The sequence below is a fragment of the Hahnella aquatica (SeqCode) genome, assembly GCF_965194505.1.
GTDB classification, from domain to species: Bacteria; Pseudomonadota; Gammaproteobacteria; order Burkholderiales; family Burkholderiaceae_A; genus Hahnella; species Hahnella aquatica.
This window is the reverse complement of sequence record NZ_OZ239144.1, coordinates 60,657-79,343: the sequence shown is the minus strand read 5'-3', so window position 1 is coordinate 79,343 and position 18,687 is coordinate 60,657. Positions and strand designations below refer to the sequence as shown.

Annotated in this window: 18 protein-coding genes and 1 riboswitch; of the genes, 10 read left to right on the top strand and 8 right to left on the bottom strand. The window is 65.3% G+C overall.

Annotation, left to right across the window (positions count from 1 at the left end; all coding sequences use genetic code 11):
• Positions 1-21: 21 nt before the first annotated feature.
• From AC8GDA_RS00345 to AC8GDA_RS00320, 6 genes are read right to left on the bottom strand one after another with little or no spacing between them, the layout of a single operon-like run.
• Entirely contained in the window at positions 22-996 is a 975-nt protein-coding gene (locus AC8GDA_RS00345) for a CobW family GTP-binding protein (RefSeq protein ID WP_506556348.1), read from the bottom strand.
• A gap of 4 nt (positions 997-1,000) precedes the next feature.
• A complete protein-coding gene (locus tag AC8GDA_RS00340; protein ID WP_506556347.1) occupies positions 1,001-1,972 on the bottom strand; it encodes a tyrosine-type recombinase/integrase in 972 nt (323 codons plus the stop codon).
• Between the two features lies 1 nt (position 1,973).
• Entirely contained in the window at positions 1,974-2,678 is a 705-nt protein-coding gene (locus AC8GDA_RS00335; RefSeq protein WP_506556346.1) for a DUF484 family protein, read from the bottom strand.
• Positions 2,675-3,556, bottom strand: a complete 882-nt coding sequence (dapF, locus tag AC8GDA_RS00330) for a diaminopimelate epimerase (RefSeq protein ID WP_506556345.1) — start codon at positions 3,554-3,556, stop codon at positions 2,675-2,677. Before dapF ends, AC8GDA_RS00335 begins: the two co-directional genes overlap by 4 nt.
• Before the next feature lie 7 nt (positions 3,557-3,563).
• Complete coding sequence (locus tag AC8GDA_RS00325; RefSeq protein ID WP_506556344.1) at positions 3,564-4,439, bottom strand: lysophospholipid acyltransferase family protein; 876 nt, start codon at positions 4,437-4,439, stop codon at positions 3,564-3,566.
• Positions 4,432-5,298 (bottom strand): LpxL/LpxP family acyltransferase, encoded by an 867-nt coding sequence (locus tag AC8GDA_RS00320; RefSeq protein ID WP_506556343.1) that lies wholly within the window; start codon positions 5,296-5,298, stop codon positions 4,432-4,434. The genes AC8GDA_RS00325 and AC8GDA_RS00320 overlap by 8 nt, the downstream gene beginning before the upstream one ends.
• 146 nt (positions 5,299-5,444) lie before the next feature.
• Between AC8GDA_RS00320 and metK the strand changes: the two genes are divergently transcribed.
• The 3 genes from metK to metF all read left to right on the top strand — a co-directional run bounded on the left by metK (position 5,445) and on the right by metF (position 9,132).
• Positions 5,445-6,608 carry a methionine adenosyltransferase gene (gene metK, locus AC8GDA_RS00315; protein ID WP_506556342.1) on the top strand — a complete coding sequence of 388 codons (1,164 nt, stop codon included), beginning with the start codon at positions 5,445-5,447 and terminating at the stop codon, positions 6,606-6,608.
• A 114-nt stretch (positions 6,609-6,722) separates the two neighbouring features.
• A riboswitch (S-adenosyl-L-homocysteine riboswitch) is annotated at positions 6,723-6,813 on the top strand.
• Positions 6,814-6,840: 27 nt separating this feature from the next.
• A complete protein-coding gene (ahcY, locus tag AC8GDA_RS00310) occupies positions 6,841-8,262 on the top strand; it encodes an adenosylhomocysteinase (RefSeq protein WP_506556341.1) in 1,422 nt (473 codons plus the stop codon).
• Positions 8,263-8,283: 21 nt separating this feature from the next.
• Positions 8,284-9,132, top strand: a complete 849-nt coding sequence (gene metF, locus AC8GDA_RS00305) for a methylenetetrahydrofolate reductase [NAD(P)H] (protein ID WP_506556340.1) — start codon at positions 8,284-8,286, stop codon at positions 9,130-9,132.
• Here the strand turns inward: metF and AC8GDA_RS00300 are convergent.
• Positions 9,086-9,691: a 5-formyltetrahydrofolate cyclo-ligase gene (locus AC8GDA_RS00300; protein ID WP_506556339.1), complete on the bottom strand. Its 606-nt coding sequence runs from the start codon at positions 9,689-9,691 to the stop codon at positions 9,086-9,088. The two genes, metF and AC8GDA_RS00300, sit on opposite strands and share 47 nt — an antisense overlap.
• 39 nt (positions 9,692-9,730) lie before the next feature.
• Here AC8GDA_RS00300 and AC8GDA_RS00295 point away from each other — a divergent pair, with 39 nt between their 5' ends.
• Genes AC8GDA_RS00295 through AC8GDA_RS00285 form a run of 3 tightly spaced genes read left to right on the top strand, consistent with a single transcriptional unit; the run spans position 9,731 to position 13,840 of the window.
• Positions 9,731-11,641: a lytic transglycosylase domain-containing protein gene (locus AC8GDA_RS00295; RefSeq protein WP_506556338.1), complete on the top strand. Its 1,911-nt coding sequence runs from the start codon at positions 9,731-9,733 to the stop codon at positions 11,639-11,641.
• A gap of 13 nt (positions 11,642-11,654) precedes the next feature.
• Entirely contained in the window at positions 11,655-12,638 is a 984-nt protein-coding gene (locus AC8GDA_RS00290; RefSeq protein WP_506556337.1) for a complex I NDUFA9 subunit family protein, read from the top strand.
• Complete coding sequence (locus AC8GDA_RS00285; RefSeq protein ID WP_506556336.1) at positions 12,635-13,840, top strand: hypothetical protein; 1,206 nt, start codon at positions 12,635-12,637, stop codon at positions 13,838-13,840. The genes AC8GDA_RS00290 and AC8GDA_RS00285 overlap by 4 nt, the downstream gene beginning before the upstream one ends.
• Here AC8GDA_RS00285 and AC8GDA_RS00280 read toward each other — a convergent pair.
• A complete protein-coding gene (locus AC8GDA_RS00280) occupies positions 13,794-15,017 on the bottom strand; it encodes a class I SAM-dependent methyltransferase (protein WP_506556335.1) in 1,224 nt (407 codons plus the stop codon). The genes AC8GDA_RS00285 and AC8GDA_RS00280 overlap by 47 nt on opposite strands.
• Before the next feature lie 31 nt (positions 15,018-15,048).
• Between AC8GDA_RS00280 and AC8GDA_RS00275 the strand changes: the two genes are divergently transcribed.
• From AC8GDA_RS00275 to ubiB, 4 genes are read left to right on the top strand one after another with little or no spacing between them, the layout of a single operon-like run.
• A complete protein-coding gene (locus AC8GDA_RS00275) occupies positions 15,049-15,870 on the top strand; it encodes an SDR family oxidoreductase (protein WP_506556334.1) in 822 nt (273 codons plus the stop codon).
• Positions 15,867-16,262, top strand: coding sequence for a dihydroneopterin aldolase (locus tag AC8GDA_RS00270; RefSeq protein ID WP_506556333.1), 396 nt, complete (start codon positions 15,867-15,869; stop codon positions 16,260-16,262). Before AC8GDA_RS00275 ends, AC8GDA_RS00270 begins: the two co-directional genes overlap by 4 nt.
• Positions 16,244-17,083, top strand: coding sequence for a tRNA 2-thiocytidine(32) synthetase TtcA (gene ttcA / locus AC8GDA_RS00265; protein ID WP_506556332.1), 840 nt, complete (start codon positions 16,244-16,246; stop codon positions 17,081-17,083). The genes AC8GDA_RS00270 and ttcA overlap by 19 nt, the downstream gene beginning before the upstream one ends.
• Positions 17,080-18,651 (top strand): ubiquinone biosynthesis regulatory protein kinase UbiB, encoded by a 1,572-nt coding sequence (ubiB, locus tag AC8GDA_RS00260; RefSeq protein ID WP_506556331.1) that lies wholly within the window; start codon positions 17,080-17,082, stop codon positions 18,649-18,651. The genes ttcA and ubiB overlap by 4 nt, the downstream gene beginning before the upstream one ends.
• Positions 18,652-18,687 lie beyond the last annotated feature (36 nt).

The following is an 18,687-nucleotide window of genomic DNA, read 5'->3' as shown; positions in this document are numbered from 1 at the left end:
CACGGCTACCTTCTATTTTCTTCAGGCTGGCGCCAGACATTGGCGCAGCCCCTTCTCGATTGTATCCCTCGGCAGACGCCGGCCGATGAAGACAATCCTGCTCTGCCGTGGCTCGCCAGCCTTCCATGGCCGGCCCTTGTCACCGCCCATCAGCATGTGAACCCCCTGGAAAACCATCTGGTGGTCGTTGTCCTTCATCCAGAGCACGCCCTTGTACCGAAGCAACTGCGGCCCGTAGGCCTGTGAGACGGCCGACATGAAGCCCTCGAATCGGTCGTTGTGAAACGGCTGGTCGGCCTTGAACACAAACGAGCTCACGTCGTCGGTGTGGTGATGGTGGGCCTCGGTGTCAAGGAAGTTGGGGTCGATCTCCAGGGCCGCATTGAGGTGGAAGCCACCAATGTCGAGGAGCTGATCGATCTTGGCCTCTCCGAAATGCACCAGCGCCTGGGGTGCGCGCGGGTTCATGCGACGAAGCCGGTCCTGCAGGCGCGTCAATGCCTCGGCCGTGACCAGGTCTGACTTGGAGATCAGCAGGCGGTCTGCAAAGCCCACCTGCGCCTGCGCCTCTGCATTCTCATCGAGCTGCTGAGGGCCATGCTGGGCATCGATCACCGTGATCACCGCATCGAGCAGATAGCGCTCGGCCACGGCATCGTCGACGAAGAAGGTCTGGGCCACTGGGCCGGGCTCGGCCAGGCCGGTGGTCTCAATGACCACGCGATCAAAAGAAATTTCGCCCTTCTCGCGTCGGTCGTGCAGGCGGCCCAGCATCTCCACGAGATCGCCACGCACCGTGCAGCACAGGCAGCCATTGTTCATCTCGACAATGCGCTCCTGCCGGTCTTCAAAGAGGAGTTCGTTGTCGATGCTCTCTGCACCGAACTCGTTTTCGATGACAGCCATTCGCTGGCCGTGCTCCTCTTGCAGCAGGCGCTTGAGCAGGGTGGTTTTGCCGGCACCCAGAAAGCCGGTGAGGATGGTGACAGGAATCATGGGGCTATTTTGCATCCTTCTCGCCATCGGTCTGCACGCGTTTGGCCCTTGGGTGGGCGGCGTCGTAGACCGACGAGAGCCGCTGAAAATCAAGGTGGGTGTAGACCTGGGTGGTGGCGATCTGCGCATGGCCGAGCATGTCCTGCACCGCCCGAAGGTCTCCACTGGACTGCAGCAGGTGGCTGGCGAATGAATGCCGCAGCATGTGCGGATGAACCGCCTGGCCAAGGCCAGACTGCCGGGCCTGGGCCGTGAAGACTCGCTCAATGCCGCGCCCGGAGAGCCGACCGCCCCTTCGGTTCAGGAATAAGGGCTGGTTCGGGGCCGCCAATGCCTGCTGGCGTTGCGCATCAAAGGGGCTTTCCCGAACCGCAAGCCAGTCTTGCAAGGCCAGCACCGCCGGGGCGCCCATGGGCACCACCCGTGTCTTGCGGCCCTTTCCCACCACGGTGACCAATTGCTCCTGCAGGTCGGCCCAGCCGTGCATGGGGTCTGCCGAGGGGGCCAGGTTCAGGCCCACCAACTCCGAGAGCCGAAGGCCCGATGCATAGGTGAGCTCCAGCAAGGCCCGCGCCCGGGCCGCCTGCCAGCCAGACAACGGTCCATCTCCTGTGGCCTGCGTGCCCGAGACATAGGCGCAGGCTGCATCGACCGAGAGGGCCTTGGGAAGCAAACGCTCGGCCTTGGGCGCCTTCAATGCGGCCACCGGATTCTGGGTCAGGACCCGCTGACTCACCAGCCATGCGAAGTAGCCTCGCCAGGCTGCAAGCCTTCGGCGCAAAGACCTCGGCCCGAGCCCGGCCTGGGCCATCTTGGCCAGCACGGGCCGAAGCTGCTGCGTGGTGCAGGCCTCCAAGGGCAGGCCCGCGAGGGCCTCGGTCAGGGCCGCGAGGTCTCGTCGATAGGCATCAATCGTCTGGGCAGAGTAGTGCTGCAGGGCCAACTGCCCGAGGTAGTCTTCTGGGCCATTGGCCATCTCAGTCCGTTGCAGGCCGAGGGCTGGCCAGGGACTGCAAGGCGGCACTGGCCAACTCCGATAGACGCTCAAGGAAGTCGATGCCCTGATCGGGTGAGAAGCGACCGGGGTCTGGCGCGCCAAAGACCAGCAGGCCAAAGCTCGATGGGGCAGCACCCACCCGCAGGGGGAGGATGGCCACCGAGCCGCCCTGCACGGCATCGCGCTGGGCGGACGAGAGCACGCCCAGGGCCAACTGCGCCTGGTGCGCAACCACCGGCAGGCAGATGGGCCGCATGAGGTCATCGGCCAGGGCCACGGCTGGGTTGTCTGCTGCCACCTGCCAGGCCGGGGCCTTCTTCTTGGTGATTGGCCCCCAAATGGCCAAGGCCGCAGCCGGCAAAGTGAAGCGCTTGGCCAGGCCAGCTGCCATGCCATCGGCCCGTGCCACGGCATCAGCGCCCTGCAGGAGGTCGCGAATCCACAGCATGAGCTGGTCCTCCAGTCGGCGATTGTCCTGGGCGTTGTGGACCATGGCCGTCATGCGCGACTCCAGCGCCTTGATGCGTTCACGCAGAACAATGGTCTGCCGTTCAATGAGCGAGACCGATCCATTGGACTGGCCATGCGGAATGGCGAGGTCTCCGAGCAGGTCGGGGTGCCGATCAAAAAAATCGGGATGGGCCTGAAGGAAGGCGGCCACGGCCGCATCGTTGACTGCACTCATGAGAACCAGACTCCTTCAAAGACATTGGCCGCAGGGCCCGTGAGAAACACACTGGCGCCGGGCTCGCCAGACCACTGCACCTGCAGGCGGCCACCGGTGGTTGATACCGACACCGCCGCTCCTTTTTTGAGCTGGCCATGCAGCATGCCCGAGACCACCGCCGCGCAGGCCCCCGTGCCGCACGACAGGGTCTCACCCGCCCCACGCTCAAAGACACGAAGGCGAATCGTCGCCTCATCCACCCTCTGGGCATAGCCCGCGTTGACTCGACGGGGCAGGCGCGGATGCGACTCCAGCCAGGGCCCCGCTTGGGCCACGGGAAAGGCGGTTACATCTGCCACCCACTCCACCAGGTGCGGGTTGCCCATCGAGACTGCAGAGAGCCAGTGACACTGGCCAGATGCATCATCCAGGCCATACAACACATGGCCCCCCTCCATGCGCTGTGGCAGCCCTTGCACATCGAAGGGCAGGTCCGAGGCCTTCCACCTTGGCGCGCCCATGTCCACCGTGACATCGCCACTGGCCTCCACCCGCGGCTGAATGAGGCCAGCCTTGGTCTTCACCCGAATCACGGGGCCGGTGGCCAGGCCATGGTCAACCACATAGCGTGCAAAGCAGCGGGCACCATTTCCGCACTGCTCCACCTCGTGGCCATCGGCGTTGAAAATTCGGTAGACAAAATCGGCCTCGGGGCTCTGTGAGGCCTCCACCAGAAGGATCTGGTCTGCCCCAATGCCCAGGCGTCGGTCTGCCATGGCCCTCAGGCGCTCGGGGGCCAGCGCATCGGGCGACAGCCCGGCCCGCGCATCGATCACGATGAAGTCGTTGCCGGCGCCATGCATCTTGGTGAACGGAATGCCAGAGGGGTTGCCCATCCCCGGATTATCCATAGACCGACGGGGCCTCGGCGGGCCGGGTCTTGAACCGGCGGTGGGTCCAGAGGTACTGGCTCGGCGCCTCCAGCACACGGGCCTCGATGAAGTCATTCATGCGCTGCACGGCCGCCAACAGGTCTTCATCCCGTTCGTGGGTCCAGGGTGGGTGGAACACAGCCCGATAGCCGGTCTCGGTCATGGTGGTCACCAGGGGCAGCACGGCCGCGCCCGTCAGTTGTGCAAGGCGCACCACGCTGGTCACCGTGGCCGCGGGCTGGCCGAAGAAGGTGGCAAAGACGGCATCGCGTTCACCGAAGTCCATGTCCGGCAGAAAGTAGGCGGGAAGGCCGCGCCTCACCAGTCGGGCCAGGCGTGCGATGCCATCGTTGCGTGGCACCAGAACGGGCTCATTGAAACGGCTGCGAACCGACAGCACCCAATCATTGAGGCGTTGGCTGGGCTGGCTGGAGTACATCGACACGATTTGCGTGAGCAACTGAAGCCGAACACCTCCTGCATCGAGGCCGAGAAAATGCGGGGCCAGCACAATGACCGGCTGACCTTTGAGTGCCTCGAGCCGCCAGGCATCCACCACCTCGACCCAGTCGGAGAGCGTCGGTGCATCGCACTGCCCCAGGGCGAAGCGATCGAAAAAGGCGCGGGCATAGCAGACAAAATGCGTGCGGGCGATGTTTCGACGGGCGGCAGGCGAGAGGCTCGGCAGGCAGAGGGCCAGGTTGCGAAGCGCCACCCGACGTCGACGGGCCACCACATAAAACAGCAGCCAGCCCAGGCCTTCCTCCATGCGTCGGCGCAGAGGTCGCGGCAGCCTTGCGATGGAAGCGGCAACCCAGAGCCCTGCCTGAATAAAGCCTTCACGCATGGGCGGGGGCCCGGCCTGCCGGCACCTTGAAGCGGTTGTAGGCCCAGAGGTAGTCCTGCGGGGCCCGCGCAATCAGGCCCTCGACCTTCTCATTGAGGGCGGCCAGCCAAGGGCCCAGGTCGGCATCGGAGGGCAGGCCTCCGGCCGGCACCCAGGGCTCAAGCACGAGCTGCCAGCCGCCCGGGGTGCGCAGGGCGCTGGCCCAGACGATGCCAGCCCCCGTGGCCTGGGCGAGCCGCAAGGGCAGGGTCATGGTGTAGGCGGGCTCCCCAAAAAATGGCGCCCATGCCCCATCGCCCTGGCCGGGCACCTGGTCGGGCAGCATGCCCACCGTTTCACCGGCCCGAAGGCATCGCATGAGCTGTCGAACACCGGCCGCAGTGGCTGGCGCCGTCTTCACCACCGGTGTGGGCCGAAGCGCCTGCAGCAGTCGCTCCACGGCGGGCTTGCGAGAAGGTCGGTAGAGCACCGTCATGGGGTGATGGCGGCCAATCACCCGAGGTGCCAGTTCGAAGGCACCCAGATGCGGGGTGAGCACCAGGGCGCCGTGGCCGCCGGCCAGCACCGCATCGAGGTGGGCAAGCCCCGCCATGGGCATGGCCTGCTCGGCCCTGGGGTCGCACCAGATCTTGGGCAGCTCGGTCACCAGCCATCCGGCCCGGCCAATCGCACCAGCCATCGACGGCTCGGATGTGAGAAGGCCCTTGGCCTGCAGCACCTGAAGGCCCCGCACCCAGTTGGCCCGAAAGCTGCGCCGATACCGCGCAGAGGCCATCCAGGTGAGCCAGCCAAAGGCATGCCCCAGGCCTCGCAGCAGCCACAGGGGTAGCTGGGCACCGATTTTGAACAATGCTTGCATAGGGTCTATAGTGACTGAATCGCCGATTTAATCGACAACTTGCGGGGCGATGAGCGTTTCAAATACCGCTAAAGCGTATGCATCTGGTCTCCCTGTGCTCCACGCTGCAAGCGGCCGCAAGGCCAACGATCACCGTGGAGCCAACCATGCCAGCAAGCCATCTCTTCACCTCGGAATCGGTTTCCGAGGGACACCCCGACAAGGTCGCAGACCAGATCTCCGACGCCATCCTCGACGCCATCTTTGAGCAGGACCCGCATGCACGGGTGGCCGCCGAAACCCTTTGCAACACCGGGCTCGTGGTGCTGGCCGGCGAGATCACCACCACCGCCAACGTTGACTACATCCAGGTGGCCCGTGAAACCCTCAAGGGCATCGGCTACGACAACACCGACTACGGCATCGATCACAAGGGCTGTGCCGTGCTCGTGGCCTATGACAAACAGAGCCCCGACATCGCGCAGGGCGTGAACAAGGCCCATGACGACAACCTCGACCAGGGTGCTGGCGACCAGGGCCTCATGTTCGGTTATGCCTGCGATGAAACCCCGAGCCTCATGCCCGCGGCCATTCACATCGCCCACCGCCTGGTCGAGCGCCAGTCACTGCTGCGCCGAGATGGCCGACTGCCATGGCTGCGTCCCGACGCCAAGTCGCAGGTCACCCTGCGCTACGAAAATGGCCGGCCGGTGGCCATCGACACCGTGGTGCTCTCCACCCAGCACGATGCAGACATCGGCCTCGAGGCGCTTCGAGAGGCGGTGATTGAGCAGGTCATCAAGCCCGTGCTGCCCAAGGAGTTGGTCAAGGGCAACGTGAAGTACCTGGTCAACCCCACAGGCCGATTTGTCATTGGCGGGCCGCAGGGCGACTGTGGCCTCACCGGCCGCAAGATCATCGTCGACACCTACGGCGGCGCGGCCCCTCACGGTGGTGGTGCATTCTCGGGCAAGGACCCCTCCAAGGTCGACCGCTCCGCCGCCTATGCCGGCCGGTATGTGGCCAAGAACATCGTGGCGGCGGGCCTGGCCAAAAAGGCCCTGATTCAGATCAGCTACGCCATCGGCGTGGCCCAGCCCACCTCCATCATGGTGAGCACCGAGGGCACCGGGGTGGTGCCAGATGAGCGCATCGCCGAGGCTGTTCGTGAGGTCTTCGACCTGCGGCCCAAGGGCATCGTGCAGATGCTCGACCTGCTGCGGCCGATCTATCGGAAGACGGCTGCCTATGGCCACTTTGGCCGTGAGGAGCCGGAGTTCAGCTGGGAGCACACCGACCGGGCTGAAGCCCTGCGCAGCCGCTGCCTTTAGGGATTCGGGGATCCTCGAGGATCCTTGGAGGGCATCGGGGGGCATCGGGGGGCGCTGCACACGCCGCGAAGGGGCAGCCTTGACCGGGCGGCCGATCGCGGCGAGAATCCTGGATTGCCCAAGGAGCGCTGCGAGAGTCTTTCTCCCAGGCTTGGGCAGCCAGGCGACACCCGTGTCGCTTGGCGGTTAACGGCGCTCGCGACATCCACTTGAACCAAGAAAGGAGCGCGAGATGAGCGCTGTCATCAAACCAATCTCCACCCAAGACTTCGAGGTCGCCGACCTCAGCCTGGCCGACTGGGGCCGCAAAGAAATCAAAATCGCTGAAACCGAGATGCCCGGACTCATGGCCATTCGGGAAGAGTTCGCAGCCAAGCAGCCCTTGAAGGGTGCTCGCATCACGGGCTCGCTGCACATGACCATTCAAACGGCCGTGCTCATCGAGACCCTGACTGCACTCGGTGCACAGGTGCGCTGGGCCTCTTGCAACATTTTCTCCACCCAAGACCATGCGGCTGCAGCCATCGCCGAGGCCGGTGTGCCTGTGTTTGCCAAGAAGGGCGAGAGCCTGGCGGAATACTGGGATTACACCCATCGCATCTTTGATTGGTCCGATGGCAAGCCCAGCAACATGATTCTCGACGACGGCGGCGATGCCACCCTGTTGCTGCACCTCGGGGCCGATGCAGCCCGCGATCCCTCGGTGCTTGGAAAGCCCTCGAGCGAGGAAGAAACCTGCCTGTTTGAGTCGATTCGTCGCCAGTTGGCCAAAGACCCTGGCTTCTATCAGCGCCACCTCGATGCGGTGATCGGCGTGACCGAAGAGACCACCACTGGCGTGCACCGCTTGAACGAGATGTCTGCCAAGGGCACACTCGCCTTCCGGGCCATCAACGTGAATGACTCGGTCACCAAGAGCAAGTTCGACAACCTCTATGGCTGCCGTGAGTCGCTGGTCGATGCCATCAAGCGCGCCACCGACGTCATGATTGCTGGCAAGGTTGCAGTCGTGGCCGGCTACGGCGACGTTGGCAAGGGCTCTGCCCAAGCCCTGCGCGCCCTCTCCGCCCAGGTCTGGGTCACCGAGGTCGATCCCATCTGCGCCCTGCAGGCCGCAATGGAAGGCTACCGCGTGGTCACCATGGATTACGCCGCCGACAAGGCCGACATCTTCGTGACCGCCACGGGCAACAAGAGCGTCATCACCCATGCCCACATGGCCAAGATGAAGGACCAGGCCATCGTCTGCAACATCGGTCACTTCGACAACGAGATCGATGTGGCGGCCTTGTCCCAGTGCAAGTGGGAAGAGATCAAGCCCCAGGTCGACCATGTCATTTTCCCCGACGGCAAGCGCATCATCCTGCTGGCCCAAGGCCGTCTGGTGAACCTGGGCTGCGGCACGGGCCATCCCAGCTTTGTGATGAGCTCCTCCTTTGCCAACCAGACCATTGCCCAGATCGAGCTCTTCTGCCACCAGGATGCCTACGACAAGGGCAAGGTCTACGTGCTGCCCAAGCATCTGGACGAGAAGGTGGCCCGGCTGCACCTCCAGAAGATCGGGGCCATGCTGACCGAGCTCACGCCCGAGCAGGCCCGCTACATCGGTGTGCCCCAGGACGGCCCTTACAAGCCCAACGCCTACCGATACTGATCCTGATCGGCCCTCGCGATCATGGAGTTCAGCCTCGAGTTTTTCCCGCCCAAGACGGCGGAGGCCCAGGCGCAACTGGGCGAGACCGTGTCACAGCTCGCCCATGCGCTGGGGCCTCGGTATGGCTCCGTCACGTATGGGGCCGGGGGGTCCACCCGCGAGGGCACCCTGGCCACGGTGGCCCAGCTCCAAGGGCTGCTGCCGGCCGTCGCGCCCCATGTCTCCTGCATCGGCGCAAGCCAGGCCGAGATGCAGGCCTTGCTCGAGGGCTATCGAGGTCAAGGCATTGCGCGGTTGGTGGCCCTGCGGGGTGACCTGCCCTCCGGCTATGGGCAGGCCGGGGGGTTCTCCCACGCGGTCGACCTGGTGCGTTTCATTCGAGAGCGGTTTGGCGATCATTTCGAGGTCGAGGTGGCCGCCTACCCCGAGATCCATCCGCAGGCGCGCTCGGCCCAGCACGACCTGCAGTGTTTCGTCGAAAAGGTTCAGGCGGGTGCCACGGGCGCGATCACGCAGTACTTCTACAACACCGATGCCTACTTTCGGTTCGTGGATGACGCCCATGCCTTGGGCGTCGACATTCCCATCGTGCCGGGCATCATGCCCATCACCAACCACAGCCAGTTGGCGCGCTTCTCGGATGCCTGTGGGGCCGAGATTCCGCGATGGATCCGACAGCGCCTCATGGGCTACGGCGACGACCTGGCCTCCATCCGGGCGTTCGGCCAGTCCGTGGTGACCGACCTGGTCGATCAGCTCATGACGGCCGGCGTGCCCGGCCTGCACTTCTACACCATGAACCGGGCCGAGCCCACGCTGGCCATCATCGAGGCCCTGGGCCTGGGACCTCCCAAACCGACCGCTCCGTGACCAGCCAATCGAGCCGCAGGTCATGCGGCTCACCGAAGGATGTCGGTCGCCGAGCCTCTTCAAAGCAGACACCGACCAATGTCGGGGGGGGGCGGTCTGGCGGCCAGGCCGCCCAAGTCCGGTCGTAAAAGCCCTTGCCCGCGCCGAGCCGATGGCCCTCGGCGTCTACGGCCACACAGGGCACCACCCAGCAGTCTGAGTCAAAGGCCTTTTGATGCACCGGCACCGGCAGCCCCATGGCGTCCGATGTCCAGGCATCGTCCGGCCCCCAGGCCACCATGGTCAGGGGCGCATCCATGGCCTGCACCACGGGCAGCCCAAGGGCCAGGCCGCGGGAGCGCCACCGCGCCCAGAGCGCCCTCAGGTCGGGTTCGGCACGCCAAGGCCAGAAGACCAGGGGCCGCTGCCAGCCCTGGGCCGCCAGAAGGCCGTCAAGCCGCTCGGCCAGGTCGAACGAGGACTGCGCATGGTGCGCTGGCGCCATGGCCTGCCGTGCCTGCAAGGCTTCTCGCCGCAGAGACGACTTGATGGAGACAATTTCAGCTTTAGACAACGACATATCTTTCGATTCTGAGGGAACCCAGGCTATCGTAGTCCGATGCAACCCACCTTCTTCACCTCCAGCCTGTTGGCGCTGGCCCTGACCAGCCTCACGGTCCCCCTCAGCGCCAAGCCCCGAGACCCACCCCCATCGACGGCCCCAGTGCATGCCATGGTCTCGGCCAAGGCCGCCTTTGAGGCCCGCAGCATTCCCCGACTCTTGCAGGCCGAGCAGGCCCTGCGGCAAGACCCCCTTCGCATCTGGCCAGCCTATTGGCGCAGCCAGTTGGTGGTGACCGGCCAGCCATTTTCCGAGGCGGCCCAGCATGCCGCCAAGGACTTCTCGGAGACCCACCAAGGCCATGTCCTGGTTCGGGCGCTGTATCGCGACTGGGGCGTGGCGGCCTTGCAGTCGGCGCCTTGGTCCAAGGCGAGCGACATCATTCGTCAAATTCCAGCAGACCTCGACTCCAGTCCACTGCGCTGCGCCCAGGCGCGGCTGCGTTCAGACCTTGATCCCCCGAACCTGCTGGCGGTCACCCAGGGGCAGGAGTCCACCCTTGGCTGCCAAGACCTGCTCGAGGACCTCGCGGCCCGGGGCCTGATCGAAGCAGAAGGGGTGCGAGACCGGGCCCGTGCGATGGCCACCCAGGGCGACCTCAAGGCGGCTGAGCAACTCTGGTCGGCCGCGCGGGGGTTGCGGCTGTCCACCTCCGAGCAGGCCGTGCTGCGGCTTCTGGCCATGGCACAGATTCGAAGCACACAGGCCGCCGCCCAGCTCGACAAGACCCAGAAGACCTTCTCCGCCGAGCAGCGCGCCTTCCTGCAGTTCGCCATTGGCAGCCGCCTCTGGCTGCGAAGCGACCCCAAGGCCTGGCCACTCATCCGTGAGGGCTTTGGCTCGGTGGGCTCACAGCCGCCGGTGTTGCTCGAGTCTGCGGCACGGCTCTCTCTTCGAATGGGCGACTGGGCTGCGCTTCGGCAGATCCTCGCCGTGATGCCGACAAGCCTTCAACAGCAAGACCATTGGGCCTACTGGCGGGGCTGGCTGGCCGCTCAGACCGGCCAGCATGAGCAGGCCCGGGCCATCTGGGCCACCATTCCGCCGGGCTGGGGTTTTTATCAAATTCTCACGGCCGAGGCCCTGGGTCGGCAGATCTTTGTACCCCCACCCGACGCCCGAACGCGACGACAGATCGCAGAGCAACGGGCCCGCCTGGCCGACCATCCGAGCGTCTATCGGGGGCTCAAGCTCTCCTCGCTGGGCATGCGCTCAGAGGCTTCTCTGGAGTGGAATGGGCTCATTCGAGACCTCCCCGATGCCGCACTGCTGGCGGCCAGCCAGCTCGCCTTCGAGGCGGGCCACCCCGATCGTGGCATTGCAGCAGCCATTCGAACCCAGCAGCTCCACGACCTCTCCCTGCGCTACCCGATCTTCCATCGGCGTGAGATTGACCTGGCCAATCGGGCCGAGCCCTTGGAGACCGCATGGGTGCTCGGGCTCATGCGGCAGGAGTCCCGATTTCTGCCGGCGGTGCGTTCACCGGTCGGGGCCGTGGGCCTGATGCAGCTCATGCCCAAAACAGCCAAGTCGGTGGCCCGCGACATGGGCCTCAAGGGCTTTCGGCTCGACCGACTCGAGGAGCCCCAGACCAACATTTCCCTGGGCATCCATTACCTAAGAGACCTCACCCGAGACTTCAAAGGCTCTGCCATTCTGGCCACGGCGGCTTACAACGCGGGGCCATCTCGCAGCCGACTCTGGTCCGGCCAACTCACCCAGACCATTCCAGGTGCAGCCTTTGCCGAGTCCATTCCTTTCTCCGAGACCCGTGGCTATGTGAAACAAGTGCTGGCCAACACGGCGGTCTACCAAGGTTTGCTGAGACAATCCGAGACATCAAACTTGCTCAACGAGTGGCTCGCCCAGATTGGCCCGGGCCCAAGCCGCCTGGCGGTGAACCCCTAAGGACTCGAATCAGATGGAAACACCTCGCAAGACTGTGATTGTTGGAGGGGCTGGCTTCATTGGCCAGGCCATTGCCGCTGAATTGGTCTCCCGAGCCGGTGGCGCTGCCGGCGCTGTGCGCATCCTCACGCGCTCCCGCAGCCGCGCGCGGGCCCTCTGGAGCCTTCCAGGCATTGAGATTGTCACCCTCGACCCGCGCGAGGAGGGCGCACTCGGCGACGCCCTGGCCGGAGCCAGCCAGGTGGTCAACCTGGTGGGCCTGCTGCACAGCAAGCCCGGACGCCCCTGGGGGCCCGATTTCGATGAAGCCCATGTGAAGCTGCCCTCACGCCTGGCCCGCTGCATGACCCGCCAAGGTGTTCGTCGGCTCATTCACATCAGCGCGCTTGGCGTCTCAGACCATGCCCCCTCCATGTACCTGCGCTCGAAGGCGGCTGGAGAGGCGGCGCTGCGCGGCGTGCACGGCCTGGACCTCACCATCCTGCGCCCCTCGGTGGTCTTCGGGCCTGGAGACCAGTTCCTGCGGCTTTTCGCACGACTGCAGGCGATCATGCCGATCGTTCCGCTGGCCACGCCCCACGCCAAGTTTCAGCCGGTCTATGTCGGCGACCTGGCCCATGCGGTCTGCAATGCCATCGAGAATCCCAAGACGATCGGCCAGGTCTACGACGTGGTGGGCCCCGATGTGCTGAGCCTCTACGAGATTGTTCACTGGGCCGGCGTCTACAGCGGACACCCACGGCCCATTCTTCCGTTGCCCGACAGCCTCTCCTGGCTTCAAGCCCTGGTGATGGAGCACCTGCCAGGCCGGCCGCTGATCTCCCGCGACAACCTCGCCTCGGCCAGCGTGCCCAATGTCTCGGCCGAACCCATGTCTGCGGCACTCGGCATTCGAGCCCCGATGAGCCTGCATGCCATGGCGCCACTGTTTCTCGGCGGCCAGACCGTTCGCGGGCGCTTGTTGCAGCGTCGCACCACCCGCCTGCTCCAGGATTGACCAGACCGCTGCACGAGTCCGCCGCGCGGCTGCGGGCCCTGGCCCCGCAGCGAACCGATCCCGTCTGTGCCCGGCTGCCCACAACCGTGGCCCTCTACTGTGTGGGCGGCGCCGTCCGGGATGCGCTGCTGGGCGACGACAGCGCCGACCATGACTTTCTCGTGGTGGGCGCCACTCCGCAGGCCATGCTGGATGCCGGGTTTCGGCCCGTGGGCCGAGATTTTCCCGTCTTCCTGCATCCGACATCCCAGGCGGAATTCGCGCTGGCTCGCACCGAGCGCAAGAGCGGCGTGGGCTATCACGGCTTTCAATTTCAGGCCGACGCCTCCGTGACCCTCGAGGACGACCTGCTTCGGCGCGACCTCACCATCAATGCCATGGCCGTCGACGAGCAAGGCCAGCTGCACGACCCACACGGCGGCCATGCGGATCTCCAAGGGCAGCGGCTCCGACATGTCAGCCCCGCCTTTCAAGAGGATCCCGTTCGACTCCTGCGACTGGCCCGGTTCATGGCCCGATGGCCCTGGGCCCAGGTGGACCCCGACACCGCTGCACTCTGCGCGCGCATGGTGGAGGCTGGTGAGGCCGACAACCTGGTGGCCGAGCGGGTCTGGCAGGAGGTGCTCAAAGGCCTCTCCGAGGTGGCGCCACAACGGCTGGTCGAGCTCTTGGTGTCGGTGGGTGCCTGGCCGCGCATCATGCAGGCCCCCGCGCCAACGCAGACGCGCCTGGCGCAGCTGGAGGCCCTGGCCCTGGCAAAGACCGATCCCTTGATCACCGCAGCGGTGCTCTGGGCCGAGGAACTGCCCGAGCCGATGTCGGCCGTGGTGCCCAAGGCCGTCCATGAGTGGGTGCAGATGCTCGGCGCAGGCTTGGACCAGGTGCCCTTGCGGGAGCCTTCGGAGTCTGCAGCGCAATGGGCAGGCCGCTGCCTGCAGTGGTGCCAGAGCGCAGACCTCTTCCGACGCCCAGAGCGCCTGGCTGCACTCATTCATCTCGGCCGCCTGCTGCACAACCAGCCCGCCCAGGCCTGTGAACATCTGGCCCAACAGGTGTACGAACTGCTTCAGACACCCGTGGGTGCGGTGGCCCAAGAGGCCCAGTCCAAGGGTCAGTCGATTGCTGAGGCGGTTGCCCAGGCCCGCCTCGAACAGCTCACCGCAATGGCGACAAAGGATCTGACTGGCCGATCGTTGCTGTGAGCGCAAGAAATCGCTGGCCCATGCCATCGTCCGAGAGCAGGGTCTGAAGTTGCGAGAGCGCTCGCAGCCTTGAGGGCTCCGCAGGCGGGGCCCCCGCACCGCCTTCAAAGAGCAACTCGGTCGCCACATCGAGCAGGCCTTGGTCGAGCAGCCAGGCCGCCTGGGTCTGCACTGCCACCGAGGACGCGCCCCCTGCGCGCGCAGCCTGGGCCAGCTCGGAGAAGTCCACATGGGCTGTCAGGTCCATCTCACCTGGCAAGGCCAACCAGGCCATGGGGTCATCGACCCGCCGGTGGGCCCGATGGCCCGCCAGGGTTCCTCCGCTGCGGTCGGGATGGTCCAGCTCCAGGCGCTCATAGCCATAGTCGATGAAGATCACCTCGCCCCAATGAACGGTCGCGACCACTGTGCTGGCCCACGCCTGTAGGCTGGGGCACCACTCCCCCATGTGGCCCGATCGCCAGGGGCCCAGGCGTTCAGAGACCTGCGCCTGTCGCTGCATCACGGCCTCCAGCAAGGGCCCTTCAGCCGGCCGGGGCTCCCATGCCCAGGCAGGGTCACCAGCCCCAGAGGCCCTCACCACACCCCACTCCAGGACATCGCCCGGGCCGCGCCACTCAAAGCGTTTCACGGGCAAGGCATCGGCCACTTCATTGGCCATCGCCAGGCCGTCAAAGGGTGGCATGGCCTCATCTGGCCAGCGGGCCGGCCAGACCAATCGGGGCTCAAGCGCCGACCAGGCGGCAGGGTCCAGCGCCTGCAACACCGAACGAAGGGTGTCTTGCTGGCGGGCCTGAAGGCCGCCACTGCGTTCAATCAGTTCGACACGCTCGGGCAGAACCCCGCGGGACCAGAGCACCGCGAGCAGGTCCGCCATCAGCCGGCCCGTTCCAGGGCCGAACTCTCGAAGGCTCAGGGCCGAGGCACGCCCCTGGCTTGCTGCCAGGTCTGTCAGGGCCTCGAACCGCCGGGCCATCGCATGGGCCATCCAAGGACCCAGCATGGGCGCTGTGACGAAATCGCCGCACTCACCAAATGGGCCTGTGGGGCCTGCCGGCACCGCGTAATAGCCCTGCGTCGGGTGGTGCAGGGCCAGCTCCATGAAGGCATCAAAGGGCAGCCAACCACCGAGGGATGAAGCCTCTGCACACAGCGCGTCGTCAAGGGTGGAGACCATGGCGGCAGGTTATCAAAGCTACACTTGCGAGATGCCCGATCGACCCTCCAAGCCCCTTTCCAGAACGCGCCCAGTGGCCTTGGTCACCGGCGGGGCCAAACGACTCGGCCAGGCCATCGCGCTGCGGCTGGCCGAGGACGGCTGGCAGTTGGCCATTGGACATCGGGCATCGGCCACCGAGGCACAGGCCCTGGCGCGCCAGATTACCGATTCAGGCGGTGCGGCCACCGCCGTGGCACTCGACCTGGACACCCTCGGGGATGACGCCGCACTGGATGCCTGGTGGAACGACCTGGAGACACAGCTGGGTGCCGTGGGCCTGTTGGTCAACAATGCGGCACGTTTTGAGTTCGACCTCGCCAACACCGCCACCCCCGCCAGCCTGTCTCGGCACCTGACCACCAACCTCATGGCGCCGATTCGACTCACCCAGGCATTGCATCGCGCCTGCGGCCGCGCGGCCAAACAGGCCCATGGCGTCATGCCCATGGCCGCGGTCATCAACCTGCTCGACCAAAAGCTGGTCAATCCGAATCCTGACTTCTTTAGCTACACGGTCTCCAAGGCGGCCCTGGAGCACGCCACGCGCCTGATGGCCCAGGCCCTGGCCCCAGCGCTGCGGGTCTTGGGGGTGTCTCCCGGCATCAGCCTGCCCTCGGCAGACCAGACACGGGCTGAGTTCGAGCGGGCCCACCAGAAGACGCCCTTGGGCCAGTCGAGCACCGCACAGGAGGTGGCCGAGGCGGTGGCCTGGCTGGCACAGGCCCGGGCTGTGACCGGCACCACGGTGCTGGTCGATGGTGGCCAGCACCTGAGCCCCTCGGCCCGTGACGTCATGTTCACCACCCGATGACCATGCTGCTCGACCCACGACTGGCCGACTGCCGTCGAATTTTTCTCAACGGCCTTTGCGTTCAGGCCTCCATTGGCTTTCATGCGCATGAGCGGCAGCAGGCGCAACGGCTGCGCATGAACGTGGAACTCTTCGTGCCCATCGCCCAATCGACCTCGCAGAGCGATGCCGTCGATGATGTGCTCGATTACGACTTCATCCGCATGGGCGTGCTCGAGGTCGCGGCCGAGCAGCACTACAACCTGCAAGAAACACTGCTCGATCGCATCGTGGCCTTGTGCCTTTCGCAGGCCCAGGTGCGGGCCGTCAAGGTCAGCACCGAGAAGCCAGATGTCTACCCCGACTGCGACACCGTCGGCATTGAGGTCTTTGCATGGCAACCGTCTCCGTAGCCCGCCTGCTCGAAACCCTGCCGCAGGACGGCCGCCGCGCGGAGACCGAGCACAACAAGCGGTCCAAACGCCTGCACCGCCTTGTGGGCGAGGCCATCGCCGACTTTCAAATGATCGAGGCTGGCGACAAGGTCATGGTCTGCCTCTCCGGTGGAAAGGACAGCTACGGGCTGCTCGACATTCTCATGTCGCTGCGGGCCCGTGCACCCATCGACTTTGAACTGGTCGCCGTCAACCTCGACCAGGGCCATCCTGGTTTCCCAACCGATGTCCTGCCCAATTACCTGCAGGCATTGGGCGTGCCCTTTCACATCGAGAGCCAGGACACCCACAGCATTGTCAAGCGCGTGATTCCCGAAGGCCAGACCATGTGCTCGCTCTGCTCGCGGCTTCGCCGAGGCGTGCTGTATCGGGTGGCCGATGAACTCGGGGCCACCAAGATTGCCCTGGGCCACCACCGGGATGACATCCTGGAGACCTTCTTTCTCAACCTGTTCTTTGGCGGCACCCTCAAGACCATGCCACCGAAGCTGCGCTCCGACGACGGGCGCCACACTGTCATTCGCCCCCTGGCCTATGTGGAGGAGCAAGACCTCGAGGCCTGGGCGCAGGCCCGCGGCTTTCCCATCATTCCCTGCGACCTCTGCGGCTCGCAAGAGAACCTTCAGCGCCAACAGATCAAACGCATGCTGCAGGACTGGCAGCGCCAACACCCCGGCCGCATTGAATCCATGTTCCAGGCCCTGGGCCGCGTGGTGCCCTCGCACCTGCTCGACCGCAGCCTCTTTCCTTTCCAAGATCTGGGGCGGCCCACGCCATGACCTCCTTGCTTCGGATGCTCACCATCCTGCTGGTGGTCTGGCGCCACGGACTCGATCAGCTTGCCGTCGATGGTGCCCAGCGTGGGCTTGATTCTCGGCTGCTGAGCATTCTGCTGGCCGTGCTGCGATTTGGCCGGCGGTTCGACAAGAGCCGCGGCAGTCGCATCCGTGAGGCCCTGGAGAGCCTGGGCCCGATCTTCGTCAAATTCGGTCAGGTCCTCTCGACGCGTCGCGACCTGCTCGCACCCGACATTGCGGATGAACTCGCACTGCTCCAGGACCAGGTGCCCCCCTTCGACTCCCAGCTCGCCATCGCCACGATCGAGGCGGCCTTTGGCCAGTCCATCAACGACCTCTTTGAATCCTTTGAGTCCACACCGGTGGCCAGTGCCTCGATTGCGCAGGTGCACTTCGCCCGGCTCAAGGGCGGCCGAGAGGTGGCCGTCAAGGTGCTGCGACCCGGCATGGCCCACATCATCGACAAGGACCTCGCCCTGCTGAGGCTCTTTGCCCAACTGGTGGAGCGGTTCTCCTCCGATGGCCGTCGGCTCAAGCCACGCGAGGTGGTCGATGAGTTCGACCACTACCTGCACGACGAGCTCGACCTGGTTCGGGAGGCCGCCAATGCCGCCCAGTTGCGTCGCAACTTCTCAGGCTCGAGCCTGCTGCTGATCCCCGAGATGATCTGGGACCTCTGCCGCCCGGATGTCATTGTGATGGAGCGGGTCTACGGCATTCCCATCAACCGCATGCAACGGCTGCGAGACGCTGGCATCGACCTCAAACAGCTCTCACGCGAAGGCGTGGAGATCTTCTTCACCCAGGTCTTTCGAGACGGCTACTTCCATGCCGACATGCACCCGGGCAACATCCTGGTGGCCGACCGTGGCCCCCACTTCGGCCACTACATTGCCCTGGATTTCGGCATCGTGGGCACCCTGTCCGCCTTCGACAAGAACTACCTGGCCCAGAATTTCCTGGCCTTCTTCCGGCGCGACTACCGCCGAGTGGCGGAACTGCACGTGGAGTCGGGCTGGGCCCCTGCAAATACCCGGGTCGAGGCGCTTGAGGCGTCGGTGCGGGCTGTCTGTGAACCCTTCTTCGACCGGCCGCTCAAAGAGATTTCCCTGGGCCAGGTGCTCCTGCGACTCTTTCAAGCATCTCGACGATTCAATGTGGAAATTCAGCCGCAGCTGGTGCTGCTCCAGAAGACCCTGCTCAACATTGAGGGGCTGGGCCGACAGCTCGACCCAGACCTCGACCTCTGGGTCACCGCCAAGCCCTTTCTGGAGCGTTGGATGAAGGAGCAGATTGGCCTGGAAGCCCTTAAACAGAACACCCTGCTCGAGGCGGGCCGCTGGGCGCAGCTCCTGCCACAACTGCCGCGGCTCGCCCATGCGGCGCTCACCGTGGCCAGTCAGCCCAAGACAGATGCCTCGGCGGAACAGTTCGAACGACTCTTGCAGGAAACCCGCCAGACCCGGCGTTGGCTGCAGGCCCTGGTGCTGATCTTGGCCATCAGCCTGCTGGTGCTGGTCGTCCCATCGATCTGGCCGCCCACCGCATGACTACCCACCTAAATCAACCCTCACCCAGCAAGGAGG